The following is a 17700-nucleotide window of genomic DNA, read 5'->3' as shown; positions in this document are numbered from 1 at the left end:
TCAAGCACCGCGCCGCGCCGGCGCCCCTGGTATGCGGTTGAAAACGGCGACCGCTGGCCCGTCATCGCCTCGCGGCGCCGCAGTGCGGGTTTGCCGATTGCTCCATGTTCCAAACACTGTGTATTCGGGAACGGAGATATCCCGCCACTTCCGCGTCGGCCGGCGGTTTGTCAACGGCCGGCTAACCGTGCCGGCTCATCGCAGGCCATGCGGAACGCAGGTAGAGAAACATGGACCATAAGGTCAGGGCCGCTGCGGTGTACAGCAGGATCAAGCCGACCGCGTAGGTGGGAAAGTCGCCCACTGGAGCCTTGTACAGCAGCAGCACCAGGGCACCCATCTGCGCGGTGGTCTTGATCTTGCCGATCACGGTCACCGCTACCCGGGTGCGTTCACCTACGTGGGCCATCCACTCGCGCAGGGCAGAGATCGCGATTTCGCGGCCGATGATGATGACCGCGGGCAATACGAACATCGGATGTGGATCGCCCTGGACCAGCAGGACCAGCGCCACCGCCACCATCAGCTTGTCCGCCACCGGGTCCAGAAACGCCCCGAAGCTGGAGGTCTGTCCCAGGCGGCGCGCCAGGTAGCCGTCCAGCCAATCCGTGATAGAGGCGACGGCAAACAACACCGCGCAAGCCGCCCGGGCCCAGGTGAATGGCAGATAGAAGACCAGCACGAACACCGGAATCAGGACGATGCGTAACCAAGTGAGCAGATTGGGGATGCTGAAGATCATGGGCCTCAGCGATCGGTGACGTGCAGCGAATCATAGATGCGCTGGGCCAGCTCGCGGCTGATGCCCTCTACCCCAGCAAGATCCTCCACGCCGGCCCGCGCCAGCTCCCGCAGGCCGCCGAACTGGCGCAGCAGCCGTTGACGGCGTTTCGGTCCTACGCCCGGGATCGTCTCCAGGGTGGAGGTATTGCGGGCCCGGGCCCGGCGTTGCCGGTGGCCGGTGATCGCGAAGCGATGGGCCTCGTCCCGGATCTGCTGGATCAGGTGCAGGGCCGGTGAGTCCGGCGCGAGCAGTATGGGGCGCCCGCCGGTCGCGCGGTGCAGGACTTCCGCCCCCGGCCGCCGTGCCGGGCCCTTGGCCACGCCCACCACGGTGACGCCGGCCACCTGGAGTTCCTCCAACACCCGCCGCGCCTGCGCGACCTGACCGCGGCCACCGTCGATGAACAACACCTCTGGCAGGCGCCCTTCCCCTTGCTGAATCCGCGTGTAGCGGCGGGTCACCGCTTGCTGAAGGGCCTCGTAGTCGTCCCCCGGGGTGATGCCCTGGATATTGAAGCGCCGGTAGTCGGATTTCACCGGGCCTTCCTGGTTGAACACCACGCAGGAAGCGGTAGCCGCCTCGCCCATGGTGTGGCTGATATCGAAACACTCCAGCCGCGTGGGAGCTTCCTCCAATTCCAGGACTTCCCGTAGGTGCTGCATGCGCCCTGCCATGCCCGCGCGGCTTGCAAGTTGCGCGTCGAGGGCACATTCGGCGTTGGTCTGGGCCATCCGCAGCCAGCGCGCCCGTTCCCCGCGCACCCGGTGCGAGATGGTCACCCGGTGACCCGCTTGCGCGCCGAGCGCGGTTTCCAGCAATGGTGCATCATCCAGGGGGTGATTCACCAGGATCTCCGTGGGCACCTCCCGGTCGACGTAATACTGGGAGAGGAATGCCCCGAGAATCTCCGCCGGTTCCGCTTCAGCGGGGATCCGGGGATGGAAGGCCTTGTTGCCCAGGTTGCGGCCGGCACGTACGAAGAACACCTGCACGCAGGCGGCACCGCCGCGCACCGCCGCGGTCACGATGTCCAGGTCCCCCCCCTCCCCGCTCACGTACTGGCGTTCGCGGACCCGGCGCAGGCTCGCGATCTGGTCGCGGTGGCGTGCCGCCGTTTCGTAGTCCAGCTGGGCCGCCGCCTGCTCCATGCGTTCCGCCAGGGTGTCGATCACCTGGTCGCCCTTCCCCTCCAGAAACAAGACCGCGTGCTGCACGTCATCCCGGTAGCGCTCCGGGGTGATGCGGCCGACACAAGGCGCCGAACAACGGTGGATCTGGTGTTGCAGACAGGGGCGCGACCGGTTGCGGAAGACGCTGTCCTCGCAAGGGCGGATCTGAAACAGCTTCTGGAGCAGATTCAGGCTCTCGCGCACCGAGTGAGCGGATGGGTAGGGGCCGAAATAGCGCCCGCGTGCCCGTTTCGCGCCGCGGTGGAAAGCCATCCGTGGATACTCGTCCTCGATGGATACCTGGATATATGGATAACTTTTGTCATCCCGCAGCAGGATGTTGTAGCGCGGCCGCAGGTCTTTGATGAGGTGGCACTCGAGGAGCAGCGCCTCTGCCTCAGTGTGGGTGACCGTGACCTCCACATGGTGCATCTGCTCCATCATCGCTCGGGTCTTGTGGCTGTTGCCGCCGCTGCGGAAATAATTCCCCAGACGCTTGCGCAGGTCCCGGGCCTTGCCTACATAGAGCGCCTGACCGCTACTGTCCACCATCCGATAGACGCCCGGCCGATGGGATACGGTGCGCAAGAACCCCCGCGCGTCAAAGGAGTTGGAGATACAGGGTTCCTTCATGGGGCAATTATACGGCATCGATTCCCTCCACCCCTGCGGCCAACGAAGGCGATCTGTGCACCGTACTTACCGCTTCCGGTCACTTGTCCGCAGCCGGTTGCGCTATAACGATGGGGCTTAAGCCGGTACCTCCACCACCTCGACGTGGCCCCGCACCGGGTCCACCCGCAGCAGCGTGTGGGCATTGGTGTTGGCCACCCACAGGGTGTCACCAGCGCTGCTGATTCCGCCGGGTTCCTCCAGCGGATGGTCCAAATTTAATGTAGAAATAGAATGAGTAGTCACATCTAAACGTTTTATTTTATTATTGTATGAATCCGCGATCCACAGGACGTCCCGCCCCGCATCCCAAGCCACACCTAAGGGGTGTTGGAGGCGCGCGTCCACCCCGATCCCATCCTGATCTCCGAACTCGAACAGGCCGATTCCCACCAACGTGTCGAGGCGCTCCGCCGTCAGGTCTACTACACGGATCGAAGAGGTCTCCGCGTCGGCCACATACAGGCGTCCAGCGGCGAGGGCGAGACCCGAGGGTTGGGCCATGGCGGCCAGTTTGCAGGGCCCATCGACGATATCCTCGCGGCCGGAGCCGGTATGGACGCCCAAAGTGCTTCGTTTCAGGTCCATGGCCCAGATCTGGTGTTGCCCCGCCATGGCGATATAGAGCACGCCGTCGTCATAGGCCACGTCCCAGGGCGAGTTCAGGGGTGCCTGGAGCGGATCGTCGAAACGCTCGCCGGCGTGCCGCCCCAGGGTCCCGTTGCCGGCGATGGTCTGCACCTCGCCGCTCAACAGATGGATCTTGCGGATGGCGTGGTTGCCGGTATCCGCAACGAACAGAAACTCATCGGCACGCGTCAAGCCTTGGGGGTCGTTGAAGGACGATTCCTCGAGTCGCCCATCCACCAGCCCCAGGGAACCGGATCCGAACACGCGTACCACCGTGCCATTGGGCCGCAACTCCAGGATGCGGTTGTGGCCGCTGTCGCTCAGGTAGACCCGATCGGAGCTCGCGCAGACCTTACCGGGAAAACTCAGGGGCACCCGGGGTTCCGGATGAGGCCGCGGGGTCACGGTCGGGGCGCGGCGCAGCCCCTGCCGCTCCGCTTGATTCAGGTGCCGTTGGATCAATTGATCCAACTGACGGCGGCGGCCTTCTCCGGGCAGCGCCCCCACCACGTAGCCTTCCGGGTCGATGAATATCACCGTGGGCCAAGCGCGGATCCCGTATTGGCGCCAGACCTGAAACTTCGGGTCATTGGCAACCGGATGTCGTATGTGGTACCGGTTGATCGCCTTGCGCACATGGGCCGCGACCCGCTCCTGTGGGAACTTGGGCGAGTGCAGGCCGATCACGGTCAGGGCATCGGGATATTTCTGTTCGAGATAGCGCAGGTCCGGAAGCACATGCATGCAGTTGATGCAACAGTAGGTCCAGAAATCCAGCAATACCACCTTCCCGAGTTGCTCGGACAGGCGCAGGGGGCCATCAATGTTCAGCCACTCCAATGAATCCGGTAGTTCGGGCGCACGGATGCGGTTTTCGCTCATGATGGAAGTTCCTTCTCGCTTGCCGCCGCGACGGGATCGGGGTGCCCGCGGCCGGTAGATCCGGGCCCCCAGGCCACGGCCGAGTTCCTGTGCTTGCCATCATGTTAACACTGGGGGAAGTAAACCGTTGCCCGGGAAGCCATTGCAGTGGGAACCGGGACCCCGGTCAGGCATCTACGATCATCCCATGGTGGTGCGCCAGACGCACCATCTCCACCTCGGATCGCACCCCTAGTTTGCCCCGTAGCCGTTGCCGATAGGTATGGACAGTCTTCGGGCTCAGGCACAACCGGGTGGAAATCTCGCCCACTGATTTTCCCTGGCTCACCAGGAGCAACACCTGCATTTCCCGATGCGACAGATCGCCGAACGGCGCGGGCCCATGCCCGTTCAGGCGCCGCATGGCCCAATGATGAGCCGTATCCTGACTGACGTACCGCTTCCCGGAGGCCACCTGCCGGATGGCCTGGATCAGCTCTTCCAGAGATACCTGCTTGCTGAGAAAACCAGACACCGCACGTTTGGCCCACCCATGGGGCATGATGAAGTTGACGTGCTCCGTAATCAGTATCAGTTTCAGGGCGGGGAAATGGCGCTGCAGACGTGCAATCCCGTCCACGATCCCGATATCAGGCGCGTTGACTGCGAACAGAGCCACGTCGGCGACGCGCCGCGCGAGCAGCGCCGCGGCCTCGCGGCAGTCCTCCACTGCCCCCGCCACGCGGACTTCCTGGCCGTCTTCAAGCAAACGGCGGAGTCCGTCGCGCACCAGCACATGGTTGTCGATCAAAAGGACGCGGATCATCACCAAAATCCAGGCAAGAGCACCCAAACAATTTAGCGGCAAACCGCGCGGTTTCTTTAGCGCTACAATTCCAAGCCGCCGACCCGGTCACAAAACGCGCCCGCAGGCGACGCGCGCCCGGGGGTTCATGGCATGGGAATGGAATGCCGGCGTGTTACAACACCGCGGGGGGTAGGGCGGCGGTATCGGTCAACCCATAACGGATCGCCACGCGAGTCAATTCAACGTCGTTGGCGATACCCAGCTTGCCGTACAGCCGGTAGCGGTAGGTGTTAATGGTCTTGGGGCTCAAACCCAGCTGCTCGGCGATGGTCTGCACCGTATATCCCTGGGTCAGCAGGGACATGACCTCCAGTTCGCGCCGCGACAGCGCTTCGAATGGTGAACGTTCACCGCCCGGCAGCAGCGAATGGGCCAATTGCTGCGCGATGTCGGCTCCCACGTAACGCTCGCCGTGGTGAACCTTGTGGATCGCAGTGATGAACTCCTCCACCGAGCAGCCTTTGCTCAGGAACCCGGTGGCGCCGCTTTCCAGCAGCGCACTGGGATAGGACTCGCCGCCCGGCGGCGTCAACAGGATGAGTTTCAGGCCCGCGGCCTGAGCCAGCAACGCACGCACGCCGTCCAAGCCCCCGGGACTGGGAACCCGCACATCCATGAGCACCACGTCCGGGTTCTCGCACCCGAGCAAGGCCAGCGCATCGCCTGGGTTGTCCGCCTCCCCCACTACGTGGATTCCCGGGCCCTCACCCAGGATCCGGCGCAGCCCGGCCCGCACCAGGCGTTGACTGTCGATCAGGAGTACGCGAATCATGGCATGCCACGGCCCTGCCAATTGCCCAGTCACTACTCTGCCATATCGGCATTGAACTGACACTATTGTGCAATTTCTTGGGGCCTCTTTGTAGGACTTTTACTGACATACCGGTTCGCCCCTGGGGGGGCACTAAGCCCGAGAGGAGCCGACACCGTGAACGACTCCGCAGCCGCGTAGTCAAACGTGGGGGCAAATACGTGCATATTTCACGCTCCTGCGCTGGCGTCGTCTGATTAAGCCCGTACGGAGCCCGTGGATAGCCACGGCCTGATTGTTTCCCTGAAAGCTGGTGGCTTAGGAGCAGAGTTTCATGACATGGCGGAATGGGGCTCCGTCGCTTGCCCCGGGGGGCGGCGTGGGAGAAGGATCGGAGCCTATCGCGTCAGGGTTACGCTTGCCCAGCGCCAGTTTGGGTTGCCGCCCGGCAGGCAGCATGGATGCCCGGGCGCGCGCCGCGATTGCGCACGTTTTGCACGCTGCTGCGGTATGCCAGTGATCCACGGTGCCGAGATGAATGACCCAGACGCCCGCACGGCGTATGCCAGGCGCGTCGCGGTGTTTTGCACGAACTTCCTGCCGAGCTCACAGGTCTTCGTCTATGAGCAACTACGGCACTACCAGCGTTACGAGGCGGATGTCTTCGCCTGGCGCAGGTTCAACGCGCCCCGGTTTCCGTTTCCTCGTGTGCACGTCGCCAAACCGGCCTACGTGGTACGCGGTCGCAGTCGCCACTTCGATCGTACCTTCGAGCGGCGTCGGTTCGATCTGGTTCATGCTCACTTTGGCCCGGCCGGCGCCTACGCCCAGAACTTCGCGTGCGTGCACTCGCTGCCGCTGGTGGTGACGTTTCACGGCTACGACGTCCCCTTGCTGTCGAGCCCGCGCCGCTTTCTACCGGTCCACCTGCCCTACGCTCTCGCCAGCCGCGCCATGCTTCGACAGCTGACCCTGGGGATCTGCGCCTCGAAGGAGCTCGAACGCCTGTTGCTGGACCTTGGTGTCCCGCCCGATCGGCTGCGCGTTCACCGGCTCGGAGTGGATCTCGAGCGATTTGCGTTCAGGGCTGAGCGTTCGGAGCCACTGGTCGCCATGGTAGGGCGCCTCGTCGAAAAAAAGGGCTTCGAGTATGGCCTCCGGGCATTTGCACACGCCTGTCACGTGATGGACGATAAGCCCCGGCTGGTGGTGGTCGGGCACGGGGAACGCAAGCGGAGCCTGATGTCGCTGTGTCAGGAGCTGGGGATCGCCGCACGCGTCGAGTTCGTCGGGGGGCAGACCAATGAGCGTGTGGCTGAAATTCTCGCCCAGACCAAAGTGCTGCTGGCGCCGAGCGTTGTGGCCGGTGATGGCAATCGCGAGTCGGGACTCATCGTCGTCAAAGAGGCGGCCGCTTCGGGCACGGTACCGATCGGGACCCTGCACGGTGGCATCCCCGAGAGCATCGACGATGGCGTGACAGGTTACCTCGTGACCGAGCGAGACTGGCAGGGTATGGGCGAGCGGCTCCGGGAGGTGCTCACGGACGAGGCCCTCCGACAACGCCTCGCGGGAGCGGCGCGGCAGAAGATGGAGTCCGAGTTCGACAACCGCCAGCTGGTCACAGAGCTCGAGGCGATCTACGACGAGGTCTGCGCGTCACACGCCAGCAAGCGGTCAGCGTGCTCCCGAAGCACGCGTCGAGGGTGAGACGCGCCAGGTAGAGGAAGGATCATCGGCTTGGCAGGCGCCTCCAAGGATCAAGTTTGTCATCCCTCGACCCGCGGGGGCGAAGAAAGTGGAGATCCACAGGGATCTTGGCGCGGAAATAGTAGGTCGAGTGACGTCTAAGCAGATGGTTTTGCAGGCTCATATCCGACATCCGGTGTACCTCCGCGGTGTACCAGTCGGATACGTATAGGTACTGAAAGGGCCAAGGGCTACATGGCCTTCAATGCCTGGGAGATAATTGGCGGAGAGGGAGGGATTCGAACCCCCGGACCCTCGCGGGTCAGCGGTTTTCAAGACCGCCGCTTTCGACCGCTCAGCCACCTCTCCGGCCGGGAAGCATAGCGGAAAGCCCGGTACACTGCCCACCAGCGGGTCCATTTTCCCCCTACAAGGCCGGCGTGCTATCCTGGAACCCTACAGCGCGCTTGCGCTCTAACGTGGCATCGGGACGGCTCGGCCGTCGCTGTCGAATCGGGAGGCGCCGTACACCATGAGACCCTATCCAGATACGATTACCCAGACTGCGGGCCGTGGCCTGGCAGTCAACAAGGTCATACGCAGCACCTACCTGCTGCTGTCACTGACGCTGCTGTTCAGCGCGGCCATGGCGGGTTGGGCGGTGGTCAGTCACGCGGCGCCCGTTACCTGGTGGGTGGTGCTCCTGGGCTATTTCGGGCTGCTCTATCTCACCAGCGCCCTGCGCAACAGCGCGTGGGGGTTGGTGTCGGTGTTTGCCCTGACCGGATTCATGGGCTACACCCTGGGACCGGTGATCAGCCTCTATCTGAGTCTACCTAACGGCGGCCAGATCGTGATGAACGCCCTGGGCGGGACCGGCGCGATATTCCTGGGGCTGTCGGCGTACGCCCTGATCAGCCGCAAGGACTTCAGCTTCATCGCAGGGTTCGTGATGATGGGAATCCTGGTGGCGTTCCTGGCTGGTCTAGCGGCGATGCTGTTCGCCATTCCGGCCTTGTCCCTGGCGGTATCCGCAATGTTCGTGCTGCTGATGGGGGGCTATATCCTCTACCAGACCAGCCTGCTGGTGCATGGGGGCGAGACCAATTACATCATGGCGACCATTTCCCTATACGTCGCCATCTACAACCTGTTCCTGAGCCTGTTGCAGCTACTCGCGGCTTTCAGCGGGAACAACCGCTAGCGCAGAGCGCTTACGTCATCGGGCGTATCCTAAAGAGGCCCCGCCCCGGCGGGGCCTCTTTTTTGTGTTTACCCGCTATTCCGGCCACGTCACAGGCCGCGGAACGGACCCGCTTATCGCGCCTTGCGCGCGCGCGGCAGGCGGGTAAATCCGGGCCCAGGGTCCTGGCGGCCGGATACGGGCGTGCAATAGGTAACTTCCAGGTCCGCGAAACGCCGGCAACACCGGTGCCGGACCTCGTAGTCGATGGCCGCGGCATCTTCCTCCGTCGCCGGCTGACCCAGATCAAGCTGAATATCGATCCGCAGCCGGTCCGGCGTGTAGTGCCGCGCCAAGGTCTGTTCAGCATCGTCGTCGCCGGGACGCACGCGGGGCTGGGTAAACGCCATGCTTCGCACCAGGAGGAAGTCCAACCCGGCGCTTACGGTAGCCAGCCGCTGGCGAAGCTCTACCCGGGCCAGCTCCGCGGCTAGCCAGCCAATGGCATGCGCACACTCCAGCAGGCTGGGATCGATCCCCAGGTGCCCGGTGAAATACTCCAGGGCGGGGAAATAACGCAGGAGTTCACGGCGTTCCACTTCTGCTACCAAACGGGCCAGGGCCGTGCCGACGGTGCCGGGCGGGACCGGCAGATGACGGCCCATCACCCAATCATGCACCCGGACCTCGAGGCCCATCAGCAACCCATCAGGTCGCGCCACTAGCGGCTCCCGGGGTCGGGCACGGGGCTGCCCGGTTGCGCCTGGGTCAGGGGTCCCAGCAGCTCATCCAGTTCTCCGTCGATATCCAGTTCGACCAGGTCGTCGAAACCGCCCACATGACGCGTGCCGATGAAGATTTGGGGTACCGTGTTTCGCCCGGTCAGGCGGGTCATCTCCGCGCGCCGCTCCGGGAATTCATCGACGCGGATCTTGTGGATCTCCACGCCTTTGGATACAAGCAGGCGCTCTGCACGGGAGCAGTACGCGCAGTCGCCAGAGCAGTACATGACAATCTTCATGGTCGTGAACGACCCCTGCGTAAAATGTGGGGCCGGTAAGCAATGCCCCAGCACCACTCGTGGTATTCGGTGTCGTGCCTTTCGGTATCGACGAACCGACCACCTGTTCTTCTTCAGCCTATAGTTATATGGCGCGGCCAAGCTCCAGCGGACCCATGACACCGCTTCGGGAACCCCAAAAGCCTCGCCGATTCGCACCTGATGCGGTGCTGACAGTTTACCGAATCGGCTTCTCTGCGTCGACTCCCGACCCGAGTAGGCCTGTCAATAGGAACATAGGGGCGCTCGGATTCATCGTGCGATCACGGGCGCCGCGTCGCAACAACTGCTCCCTGGACATACGTAGTAGGATCGGTGTCACGTGCTCGGAAAGCGCCCCCAGCCCGGGTAGGCCGGATTATTCGTGCGGGCTAAATCAACTGGGCGCTGGTAACCTCGAGGCTGTCGAAGGAATCCCTCAGCCAGCGCCAGAGCAGGTGCCGTGCCCATTTGCGGGTGGCCTCCGGATCGTCCCGGGTCTGAAAGGACGACACGGTGATGGTCAGTTTGACGGTGTCCAGGGCATAGTGTTCGGCGAGATCGCGCAAGGCGTTGAGATTGCCGGGACGCACGCCCGGTAGCGTGAACGCCAGGGACTGAACGGATTGGAACGTGACGTTGGAGAACACCGGGCGTAGCTTGCGCCGCACTTCTTCGCGTGCGGCACCGGAAACAAACCAAGCGATGGTATCGGCGGCCGCGAGCAGGTCGCTATCCACCGCCTCTTGCTTCTGGAGGAATTCCAGCGCCGGATAGTAGCCCAGATCCTGGCGTTGGACATAGGCGTGAACCTGGCGTGCCAACTCCTCTCCGACCACCTCCGGCGACGCCGGAAGATGACGGTCCATCACGCTGTGAGGCACCTTGACCACCAAGGTAAGAAGGACTTTGCACAAACGCAGAGTGGTCATCGTCCTCCGCTACCTTGCCAATGGCGAAAGCCATTGCCTGGGTACCGCGTCTAGGCCAAAGACTTTTGGGGAACCCTGAACTGGTCTCCAACCGTGGAACACTACACTCGCCCGCGCAGTCGCGCGAATTGTTGGAACATCGGACCGGTGAGCGGTTCCAGTTTGCGGCGCATCAACGAACCGGTGGCAGTGGTGCGCGCGAAGATGGGACGCAGCATCGGCTCACCAACCCGGGATAGTGCCCGTAACGCAACTACCTGTGCGCGCGCTGCCGGTACGCGTTCCAGAATGGCGCCAAGCGCGGCGGGCGCCGTGGAACGGGAAGGCGCACAGACGGCCTCCGCCTCCCCTACAGCCTCTTGCATATCCGTCATGGCCGGACCTGTCGGCGCCACCGCGGAAAAATACGCGGCGATGGCTTCGAATACCACCACCACCACATCCTGATCCACGGGGCGGCGTAGCACCGCCTCTGCGGTCTGCAGGAAGCCCTGACCGGGTGCGTCGAGACACCGGTGGAGTTGGGCGGCGAATGGATTTCCGTCCTCGGACAGGTCCGCCAGAGGCCGGTGCAGGGCCTCGAATACCGGGCTGGGCGCGTAGGCCCCGGGGAGGGCATCGGGTACCGTCTGTAGGAATCCCACGTAGTAGACGTTCCGGTGGGCGCCCTTGGCCCAGAGCTGCCGGCGCCGGTCGCCACTGATCAGGCCGGGCTGCAACACCAGACGCACCGTCTCGATGATCGCTTCGGGTTCTTCCTCGAAGGGCAGATATTCCACCAGGGCCTCCGCGAGGATCGGCCCCATGGTACCCCGCGCCACGCAGTCACGCTCCAGCATGCGCCGCGCGTTGACACTGATCGGCATGGTCCACCACGCGCGGCGCGCCAGTTCATTGGTCAGCCCGGATGCGTGGACCACCGCCACCACGGCTTCGGGCTCTCCCAGCAGCAACAAACGCTCCAGGCTCTGGTCCCGGGCCTGGCCCATGCGGGTCCAGCGCTGGATGTACACCGGGTAGCCGCCCGGGCTGCCCAACACATGGAGTGAAAGCAACTCGCGGACCAAGCGCAGGTAGTCTTCGTCCCGGCCTGCCGGATTGAGCTTGACCACGGCCTCCCGATCGCCTGACAGGCCATGGACGCTCATTGAGGATTCGTCGATGCGTACCGCCTGCAGCTGGTTCGCCAACAGAACCTTCAACCGCAGGACGTCTTCGCTGGAAAGTTCCATTGGACAACCTGAACTTGGGGCAGCGGATCACCGTGCCTAGGCGATTACTCCGGATCAAAGCCCGCCATCCGATACCATTTTTTCGCCTCCACCGGATCCTTTTCCACGCCATTGCCTTCGGCGTACATCATGGCGAGCGTGGTCTGCGATCCGGCGAGACCCTGCTTCGCTGCGCGTTCGAACCAAGCCACGGCCTGACTGCCGTCGCGGTCCACACAATCGCCCTGTAGATACATGAAACCCATGCCGTGGCATGCCAGGGCATGGCCCTGCTCCGCCGCGGCGTGCATCCATTTAACCGCCAGCGCCTCGTTGCGCACCCCCCCGAGACCGTTCTGATACATGATCCCGAGCCGATGCTGGGCATCCGCATTACCCTGCTCCGCCACGGGTGATAACAACTGGATCGCCCTCGAGAATTGTTTGCTCTCGAAGGCCGCGATCCCGCTGGCCAGATCAATCTCCTCCGCCTCGTTCGGCATAGCCTGCCTCCTGATGGCCCGGCGGCGGGGTGGACACGACGCCCACGGTCCCGCGCACTGGGCAAGGCCCTATATTACCGCGCACCGACCCCCGTGCGTACCTCGCGGACCGTGCGACATGGTAATTGCGCCGCGACTTCGAAGCCGCTAGGCTAGAGGCCCAGTCCCCGAAAGGCCAGGCCATTAGGGCCACAGAACGACGGCCCGAGGACATCCACCATGCCCGCACCCCGCCTGGAAATCGAATATTGCACCCAGTGCCGTTTCGTCCTGCGCGCCGCCTGGATGGCACAGGAGCTGCTCATGACCTTCGACACGGAACTTGGCGAGGTCAGCCTGATCCCCGGCACCGGGGGCGCGTTCGAGATTCGCCTCGACGGCGAGATTCTGCACTCGCGCCGCGCCACCCACGAATTCCCCGAGTCCAAACAACTCAAACAGATGGTCCGCGACCGGATCGCCCCGGGCCGTGAATTGGGCCACAAAGGACGTTGAAGGGGGCTCATCCGCAGTTCCTGCCGGGTCCCGAACCCTCCCCATGGGGATATTCAGGCCTAGAGGGTGGCTCCCTATACTGACCCGGGCGGGTTCTAGGCCCGTTTCGGGATGATTGTCTCCCAAGAACACTGTGGTACAGGATTAAAGGTAAATCCATGCTGGCACCCAACGTGCTCGACCCGGAGGCGCAGGACGCAGTCCGTTCCTGCATCCAGAAGATCGCCACCGGGCCGGAGTTGAGCAAAGACCTCTCCTACGACGAGGCCCGCCGGGTGATGCGGTTGATCCTGGACGACAAGATCGACCCGATTCAGGCCGCGGTGTTTTTCATCGCGTTGCGGATGAAGCGTGAGACCGATGAGGAGAATCAGGGTGTCCTGCAGGCCTTGATCGACGTCACCGGTGCTACGGTGGCCCCGGTGGACGAATTGGTGGATGTGGCAGATCCCTACGACGGCTATACCCGTACCCTCCCCGCCTCCCCGTTCCTGCCCTGCGTGCTGGCCGCCTGCGGCGTGCCAGCGGTGTCGCACGGGGCGGAATCCGTCGGTCCCAAGTACGGCGTGAGTCACAGCGCGGTGTTGGCGGCGGCGGGTCTGCAGGTGAACCTTAGCGCCGCCCAGGCCGCCCAGCGCCTCGGCGACCCGGCGCAGGGGTGGGCCTACGTGGATCAGCGCCTGTTCTGCCCCCCGCTGCACGCACTCACGCGGTTGCGCAACCTGATCGTCAAACGGCCCTGCCTCACCACCGTCGAGGTATTGATCGGTCCCCTGCGTGCGCGCCGGCGTACCCACCTGATGACCGGCTACGTCCACAAGGCCTATCCGCGGGTCTATGCGCTGCTGGCACGCCACGCGGGTTTCGACTCCGCGATGATCATCCGTGGCGTGGAGGGCGGTGTCATCCCCTCGCTACAGCAACCGGCCAAGGTCTTCTCCTATCGCGAGCGCGGTACGGAACAACAGATCCTGGTGGACCCAACCACCCTGGGCATCGTGCAACCGACCCGCGCGGTGCCGTTGCCGCAGAGCGTGCCGGCCGCCGGTGAATCCGGCGACGGCGTGGCTCTCGAATTCGATCGCGGCGCGGTGGCAACGGCGGCGGCCGCCGCCGGGATCGAGGCCTTGCACGGGCACCCCGGGCCGACCCGCGACAGTCTCGTGTATTCCGCGGCGATCTGCCTGACCCACATTGGGCGCTACGCTTCCCTGCCGGAGGCCGCCGCGACGGTCCGCGGGGCCCTCGACTCCGGCGCAGCGCTGGCCCGGTTCCAGGCCTGAACACCGAAGTGCACGAGGCGCTATGGACACGAACGTGTATGACCAACCAGTGAGGACTGATCCATGAACCAGGCGTACTACGAGGCGATCACCAAGATGGAGAAGGCGGGGGTAGACCCGGAGTATATCCACGGCTGGGAAGGCGGCTATCTGCACAATCCCAAGCGCGAAGAGCAGCGGGTCAACGCGGCCTACGACGCGGGTTACGAAGACGGGCTCGTACAGAAGGCGGACAACTTCAGTCCCTGGCTCAAGAAGTAGCCGGCTAGGCCGTCAGGATGGCGGGAACAGGTCCTACCAGGCCTTGTTCCCGCCCGTACGGCGTCATGATCCTGGGGGCTCTCCCTCCCGCCCTACGTACGGCAGCGCCGCGTACCGCGCCCTGCGCCCAGTCAGGTCCAGGAAAACAGGTTCCACATCGCCTTTCTGAGGGTCTGCACGGATTCCGGGGCTTCCACCTCCATGATCTGTTCCAGGATCCAGCGGCTGTCCCTGGGTCCCATGGTCGCGGTTACCCGCTGGCCGAACTGGCGTAGAAACCCAAAGTCCGGACCATCGCTTGCGCTGAATCCGTAGTCCGCGTATTCCCCCATACGCTCGTTCAAGGTGTCGATGAACGACGCCCGGTAATCCCCTTCCCCCAGCACATCCGCGATATTGTCGGAAACGGTATCGGCTACGTAACGGCCCAGTCCGTTGACAAACTGCGCGCGCTCCGAGTCGCCCATCTGCGTAGCGGCGAGCCGGTCCGACACATGGACCAGGAAGGCCATGAATTCCGCGATCGCAGTGAGCCGCTGCAGTTGGGTATCGGTCTGGAAACCTTCGTTCTCCAACTCCAACAGCCCGTTGGTGGCGATGCGCCAAAGGATGAAGGCGAGTGCGCTGGCAATTTCATCCGGTGTATGGGGTTTGTCGGTCTTGTTCCAACGGCTCTTGACACGCACCGTCCCGTTCCTCCCGTGCTCTTAATCCCGAATCCGGTGAGTATACCGGGGTTGCGCCGCGCTTGGCGGGGATCGCGGGATCGTGTTAGCATCAAAACATAGTATTCTACTCGGGAATTTCCCCGATCCGCCAACCGTGACCGGCCCCTATTCCCATGGAGCTCTGGATCGTCATGGATCCCGAATTGGAAACCTTGCGCAGCGCGGTCCAGCGGAACTGCCATATTTCGGATGCCCGGCATGCCGGTGACGATACCTTGTGCGTCTATCTTCTCAGGATGCGTGAATACTACCGCTGGGAGCAGGGGCACTCGTTTCGCGCCACGCTACCGAAACGTGCGGTGGGGGACTGGCTCACGGCGCGCGAACAGTTGTGGGAACAGCTGGAAGACGCACCGTTTGAACCGGTGCCGGTGAACGGACAGCGCTACGATCCTTTCGATACCGCTGCGATCAACGCCGCGGTGATCCCGCGCGGATTGGTCTACAGCGGCGGCATCGGGCGCCGCGCGAAGCCACATTTTTTTCTGGCGCATCTCGAACGCCGGGAGCGCTACAACGGCTTCACGGTGCTGATCTCCGCCCGCGAATACGCCCGCGACCTGAGCGCGCCGCCGGCCATGAGCCTGCAGGATACGATCTTCGTGCGGCGCGAGTCCTTGCGCCGCCTGATCTGGGAGAAGGTGGAGGAATGGCGCTGGAGCCGCCGCGACAATCCCATGGGCCGGGCGATCGCATACTACGACTTTGAACGGGACCCGGACGGCGCCCTGGAGGCGATGACCGGCAACGAGGTGGAAACCCTGATCCTGCACGAAGCCGGGGAGGTCATGGTGGGTCATGAACTGGGCACGGATTGGGAAGCGCTGCTCGCCACCCTGCCCCGCTCCCGGGTGGAGATCGTGGCGCGCGCGGTGCGTGACCTGTTGGCGGACTGCTTGTCTACGCTTCCGACCCTGCTGAAGGTGCTGGATCCAGCATCCCTGCATTTCTACTTCGCCAACCTGACGGGGATGCGCAAGGAACTGTTCCCGGGCCTTGTAGACGCCTACCACCAGTGGATCGAAAACCGGGACCTGGATCCCTTGAACACGGCGATTAGCGCCGGCGTCACCCACTGGCGTTCGATGGCCGTGCAGATGCTGCAACTCTACCGGCAGGATCCCAAGGATTGCGCCGCCGCCATGGAAACCTTGATCCTCGCGGCGCGGGCGCGGGCTTGCCCAGGCGCGCGAGGACCTCCTGCGTGGACGGCGCCGGCGCGTCCGCCTCGCCGGCGGGAGCCGAGAAGCTCGGCATCGCCTGAGGCTCGAAGGCGGGCTGCGCTGGAGCGCCGGGGCTACGCCGACCACGGGCACCGGGCCCGGGCGTTCGAGACCATCTGGCTGGAGGACACCGACCTGGTGGTCAGCGGCAAGGAACACTGGAAAGATATCGACCGCGCCCTCTTTCAGTCCCTCGGAAAGGTGGTGCGGGAATTCCGCGCAAGCTTCCCGTTCTTCAAAGGGCCGTTCAAGGACATGGGATACGGCATCCAGCGCACCCGCCCGGGCGAGCATTACCACTGGCATATCGACGGCGGCAGTCATGAATTCAGCCACCGTCAACTGGTAGTGATCTGGTACCTGAACGACGTGGAAGGCCCGGGCGGAGAGACCGAATTTCTGTACCAACAAACACAAGTACGCCCCGAGGAGGGTAAGCTGATCGTGTTCCCGCCGTTCTGGACCCACGAGCACCGCGGCGTCACCCTGCAGCGTGGGGTCAAATATATCGCCACCACCTGGGTGGTCTTTGCCTGAGCGCTGCGCGCGCGCCGGCACGGCTGTACCACGATGCAGATCATCATTCCACGCACCGGCGAGGAATTCCGGCGCTACTACGATCTGCGCTGGCGCGTCCTGCGTCAGCCCTGGGATCAGCCTCCCGGCACGGAACGGGACGCACTGGAGACGGAGAGCATCCACCTCATGGCCTGCCGCGGCGCCACCCTGCTAGGCGTGGGTCGGCTGCATTTCAACTCCAGGGATGAAGCTCAGATCCGGTTCATGGCCGTGGAGGAGGCGCAACGCGGCGGCGGGGTCGGCCGCCTCCTGCTCCAGTCCCTGGAAGGGCATGCCCGCGCCGGCAGCGCGCGGCGCATCATACTGGATGCCCGGGAGAGCGCCGCAGGTTTCTACGCGGCCCACGGCTACGCCGCGGTTGCCACTGCCCACACCCTGTTCGGTCTCATTCCCCACACACGCATGGCGAAGGATCTGTGAAAGACCCCTGCGGGGTCGTGCCCGGGGTGTCCGGCCGGCCCCTGCTATCCGTCATGGCATCCGGCGGGTTCCCCGATCTCGGCCCACTCTACCGCGCGGCCGGGTTCGCCCCCGCGACCGCCCGCTCCATGCGCGAGGCCCTCGCGATGCTGCGCACCTTGAATCCTGAAGTGATCGTTGCGGAATTTGTCTACGGCCCGGTCTACAGTTTCCGGATCAGCACACTGGAGTCGCTGATAGCGGGGATCCAGAGCAGTGCGCCCGGCACCCGGCTGATCGTCCTGGCGGACCGCGCCGACGCGCCGCACTTGGCCCGTCTGCGACAGCGCTTCGACTTCTATGCCATCCATTACTTCCCGATCGAGGAACCGGCCCTCCGGCAGACCCTGAGCCGGGCCGCGGCCGAACCGTGACCCGCC

Annotated in this window: 18 protein-coding genes, 1 tRNA gene and 1 pseudogene; 8 read left to right on the top strand and 12 right to left on the bottom strand. The window is 64.1% G+C overall.

All coding sequences use genetic code 11. From position 1 onward, the window contains the following. Window positions 1-181 precede the first annotated feature (181 nt). From B7Z66_10895 to B7Z66_10875, 5 genes are all read right to left on the bottom strand, one after another. A complete protein-coding gene (locus B7Z66_10895; GenBank protein ID OYV75955.1) occupies window positions 182-742 on the bottom strand; it encodes a CDP-diacylglycerol--glycerol-3-phosphate 3-phosphatidyltransferase in 561 nt (186 codons plus the stop codon). A gap of 5 nt (window positions 743-747) precedes the next feature. Then, window positions 748-2586, bottom strand: coding sequence for an excinuclease ABC subunit C (locus tag B7Z66_10890; protein ID OYV75954.1), 1839 nt, complete (start codon window positions 2584-2586; stop codon window positions 748-750). A 117-nt stretch (window positions 2587-2703) separates the two neighbouring features. Beyond that, a complete protein-coding gene (locus tag B7Z66_10885; GenBank protein ID OYV75953.1) occupies window positions 2704-4137 on the bottom strand; it encodes a hypothetical protein in 1434 nt (477 codons plus the stop codon). A gap of 166 nt (window positions 4138-4303) precedes the next feature. Next, window positions 4304-4942 carry a hypothetical protein gene (locus B7Z66_10880; protein ID OYV75952.1) on the bottom strand — a complete coding sequence of 213 codons (639 nt, stop codon included), beginning with the start codon at window positions 4940-4942 and terminating at the stop codon, window positions 4304-4306. Between the two features lie 154 nt (window positions 4943-5096). Continuing rightward, on the bottom strand, window positions 5097-5756 hold the full coding sequence (locus B7Z66_10875; protein OYV75951.1) for a hypothetical protein: 660 nt from the start codon (window positions 5754-5756) through the stop codon (window positions 5097-5099). A 255-nt stretch (window positions 5757-6011) separates the two neighbouring features. Here B7Z66_10875 and B7Z66_10870 point away from each other — a divergent pair, with 255 nt between their 5' ends. Continuing rightward, a complete protein-coding gene (locus B7Z66_10870) occupies window positions 6012-7445 on the top strand; it encodes a hypothetical protein (GenBank protein OYV75950.1) in 1434 nt (477 codons plus the stop codon). A 260-nt stretch (window positions 7446-7705) separates the two neighbouring features. On the opposite strand, the gene B7Z66_10865 is transcribed toward B7Z66_10870, so the two are convergent. After that, window positions 7706-7793: transfer RNA gene (locus B7Z66_10865), tRNA-Ser, on the bottom strand. A gap of 163 nt (window positions 7794-7956) precedes the next feature. Here B7Z66_10865 and B7Z66_10860 point away from each other — a divergent pair. Then, window positions 7957-8628, top strand: a complete 672-nt coding sequence (locus B7Z66_10860; GenBank protein OYV75949.1) for a BAX inhibitor protein — start codon at window positions 7957-7959, stop codon at window positions 8626-8628. Between the two features lie 113 nt (window positions 8629-8741). Here the strand turns inward: B7Z66_10860 and B7Z66_10855 are convergent, their stop codons facing one another. The 5 genes from B7Z66_10855 to B7Z66_10835 all read right to left on the bottom strand — a co-directional run bounded on the left by B7Z66_10855 (window position 8742) and on the right by B7Z66_10835 (window position 12292). After that, window positions 8742-9329, bottom strand: coding sequence for a hypothetical protein (locus tag B7Z66_10855; GenBank protein ID OYV75948.1), 588 nt, complete (start codon window positions 9327-9329; stop codon window positions 8742-8744). Next, window positions 9329-9628: a glutaredoxin 3 gene (locus tag B7Z66_10850; protein OYV75947.1), complete on the bottom strand. Its 300-nt coding sequence runs from the start codon at window positions 9626-9628 to the stop codon at window positions 9329-9331. The genes B7Z66_10855 and B7Z66_10850 overlap by 1 nt, the downstream gene beginning before the upstream one ends. Window positions 9629-10038: 410 nt before the next feature. Beyond that, window positions 10039-10578 carry a hypothetical protein gene (locus B7Z66_10845; protein ID OYV75946.1) on the bottom strand — a complete coding sequence of 180 codons (540 nt, stop codon included), beginning with the start codon at window positions 10576-10578 and terminating at the stop codon, window positions 10039-10041. 101 nt (window positions 10579-10679) lie between these two features. After that, on the bottom strand, window positions 10680-11810 hold the full coding sequence (locus B7Z66_10840; protein ID OYV75945.1) for a hypothetical protein: 1131 nt from the start codon (window positions 11808-11810) through the stop codon (window positions 10680-10682). Window positions 11811-11854: 44 nt separating this feature from the next. Continuing rightward, entirely contained in the window at window positions 11855-12292 is a 438-nt protein-coding gene (locus tag B7Z66_10835; protein OYV75944.1) for a hypothetical protein, read from the bottom strand. 219 nt (window positions 12293-12511) lie between these two features. Here B7Z66_10835 and B7Z66_10830 point away from each other — a divergent pair, with 219 nt between their 5' ends. The 3 genes from B7Z66_10830 to B7Z66_10820 all read left to right on the top strand — a co-directional run bounded on the left by B7Z66_10830 (window position 12512) and on the right by B7Z66_10820 (window position 14331). Beyond that, window positions 12512-12787 carry a selenoprotein W-related protein gene (locus B7Z66_10830; protein OYV75943.1) on the top strand — a complete coding sequence of 92 codons (276 nt, stop codon included), beginning with the start codon at window positions 12512-12514 and terminating at the stop codon, window positions 12785-12787. 158 nt (window positions 12788-12945) lie between these two features. After that, entirely contained in the window at window positions 12946-14070 is a 1125-nt protein-coding gene (locus B7Z66_10825) for an anthranilate phosphoribosyltransferase (protein OYV75942.1), read from the top strand. A gap of 63 nt (window positions 14071-14133) precedes the next feature. Continuing rightward, window positions 14134-14331: a hypothetical protein gene (locus B7Z66_10820; protein ID OYV75941.1), complete on the top strand. Its 198-nt coding sequence runs from the start codon at window positions 14134-14136 to the stop codon at window positions 14329-14331. A gap of 131 nt (window positions 14332-14462) precedes the next feature. On the opposite strand, the gene B7Z66_10815 is transcribed toward B7Z66_10820, so the two are convergent. Then, window positions 14463-15017: a hypothetical protein gene (locus B7Z66_10815; protein OYV75940.1), complete on the bottom strand. Its 555-nt coding sequence runs from the start codon at window positions 15015-15017 to the stop codon at window positions 14463-14465. 173 nt (window positions 15018-15190) lie between these two features. Between B7Z66_10815 and B7Z66_10810 the strand changes: the two are divergent. The 3 genes and pseudogenes from B7Z66_10810 to B7Z66_10800 all read left to right on the top strand — a co-directional run bounded on the left by B7Z66_10810 (window position 15191) and on the right by B7Z66_10800 (window position 17694). Then, window positions 15191-16216 (top strand): annotated as a pseudogene (locus tag B7Z66_10810) (hypothetical protein). 636 nt (window positions 16217-16852) lie between these two features. After that, a complete protein-coding gene (locus tag B7Z66_10805) occupies window positions 16853-17281 on the top strand; it encodes a hypothetical protein (protein ID OYV75939.1) in 429 nt (142 codons plus the stop codon). Continuing rightward, window positions 17278-17694 (top strand): hypothetical protein, encoded by a 417-nt coding sequence (locus B7Z66_10800; GenBank protein OYV75938.1) that lies wholly within the window; start codon window positions 17278-17280, stop codon window positions 17692-17694. The genes B7Z66_10805 and B7Z66_10800 overlap by 4 nt, the downstream gene beginning before the upstream one ends. Window positions 17695-17700 lie beyond the last annotated feature (6 nt).

The sequence above is a fragment of the Chromatiales bacterium 21-64-14 genome (assembly GCA_002255365.1).
Taxonomy (GTDB): domain Bacteria; phylum Pseudomonadota; class Gammaproteobacteria; order 21-64-14; family 21-64-14; genus 21-64-14.
Note: the sequence above shows the minus strand (reverse complement) of the source record. Positions and strands in the feature narration are given on the sequence as shown.

Bases quoted from the DNA above. Each gene is read 5' to 3' on its own strand.
- B7Z66_10895 (OYV75955.1), bottom strand. From the start codon at position 742: ATGATCTTCAGCATCCCCAATCTGCTCACTTGGTTACGCATCGTCCTG.
- B7Z66_10890 (OYV75954.1), bottom strand. From the start codon at position 2,586: ATGAAGGAACCCTGTATCTCCAACTCCTTTGACGCGCGGGGGTTCTTG.
- B7Z66_10885 (OYV75953.1), bottom strand. From the start codon at position 4,137: ATGAGCGAAAACCGCATCCGTGCGCCCGAACTACCGGATTCATTGGAG.
- B7Z66_10880 (OYV75952.1), bottom strand. From the start codon at position 4,942: ATGATCCGCGTCCTTTTGATCGACAACCATGTGCTGGTGCGCGACGGA.
- B7Z66_10875 (OYV75951.1), bottom strand. From the start codon at position 5,756: ATGATTCGCGTACTCCTGATCGACAGTCAACGCCTGGTGCGGGCCGGG.
- B7Z66_10860 (OYV75949.1), top strand. From the start codon at position 7,957: ATGAGACCCTATCCAGATACGATTACCCAGACTGCGGGCCGTGGCCTG.
- B7Z66_10850 (OYV75947.1), bottom strand. From the start codon at position 9,628: ATGAAGATTGTCATGTACTGCTCTGGCGACTGCGCGTACTGCTCCCGT.
- B7Z66_10845 (OYV75946.1), bottom strand. From the start codon at position 10,578: ATGACCACTCTGCGTTTGTGCAAAGTCCTTCTTACCTTGGTGGTCAAG.
- B7Z66_10840 (OYV75945.1), bottom strand. From the start codon at position 11,810: ATGGAACTTTCCAGCGAAGACGTCCTGCGGTTGAAGGTTCTGTTGGCG.
- B7Z66_10835 (OYV75944.1), bottom strand. From the start codon at position 12,292: ATGCCGAACGAGGCGGAGGAGATTGATCTGGCCAGCGGGATCGCGGCC.
- B7Z66_10830 (OYV75943.1), top strand. From the start codon at position 12,512: ATGCCCGCACCCCGCCTGGAAATCGAATATTGCACCCAGTGCCGTTTC.
- B7Z66_10825 (OYV75942.1), top strand. From the start codon at position 12,946: ATGCTGGCACCCAACGTGCTCGACCCGGAGGCGCAGGACGCAGTCCGT.
- B7Z66_10820 (OYV75941.1), top strand. From the start codon at position 14,134: ATGAACCAGGCGTACTACGAGGCGATCACCAAGATGGAGAAGGCGGGG.
- B7Z66_10805 (OYV75939.1), top strand. From the start codon at position 16,853: ATGCAGATCATCATTCCACGCACCGGCGAGGAATTCCGGCGCTACTAC.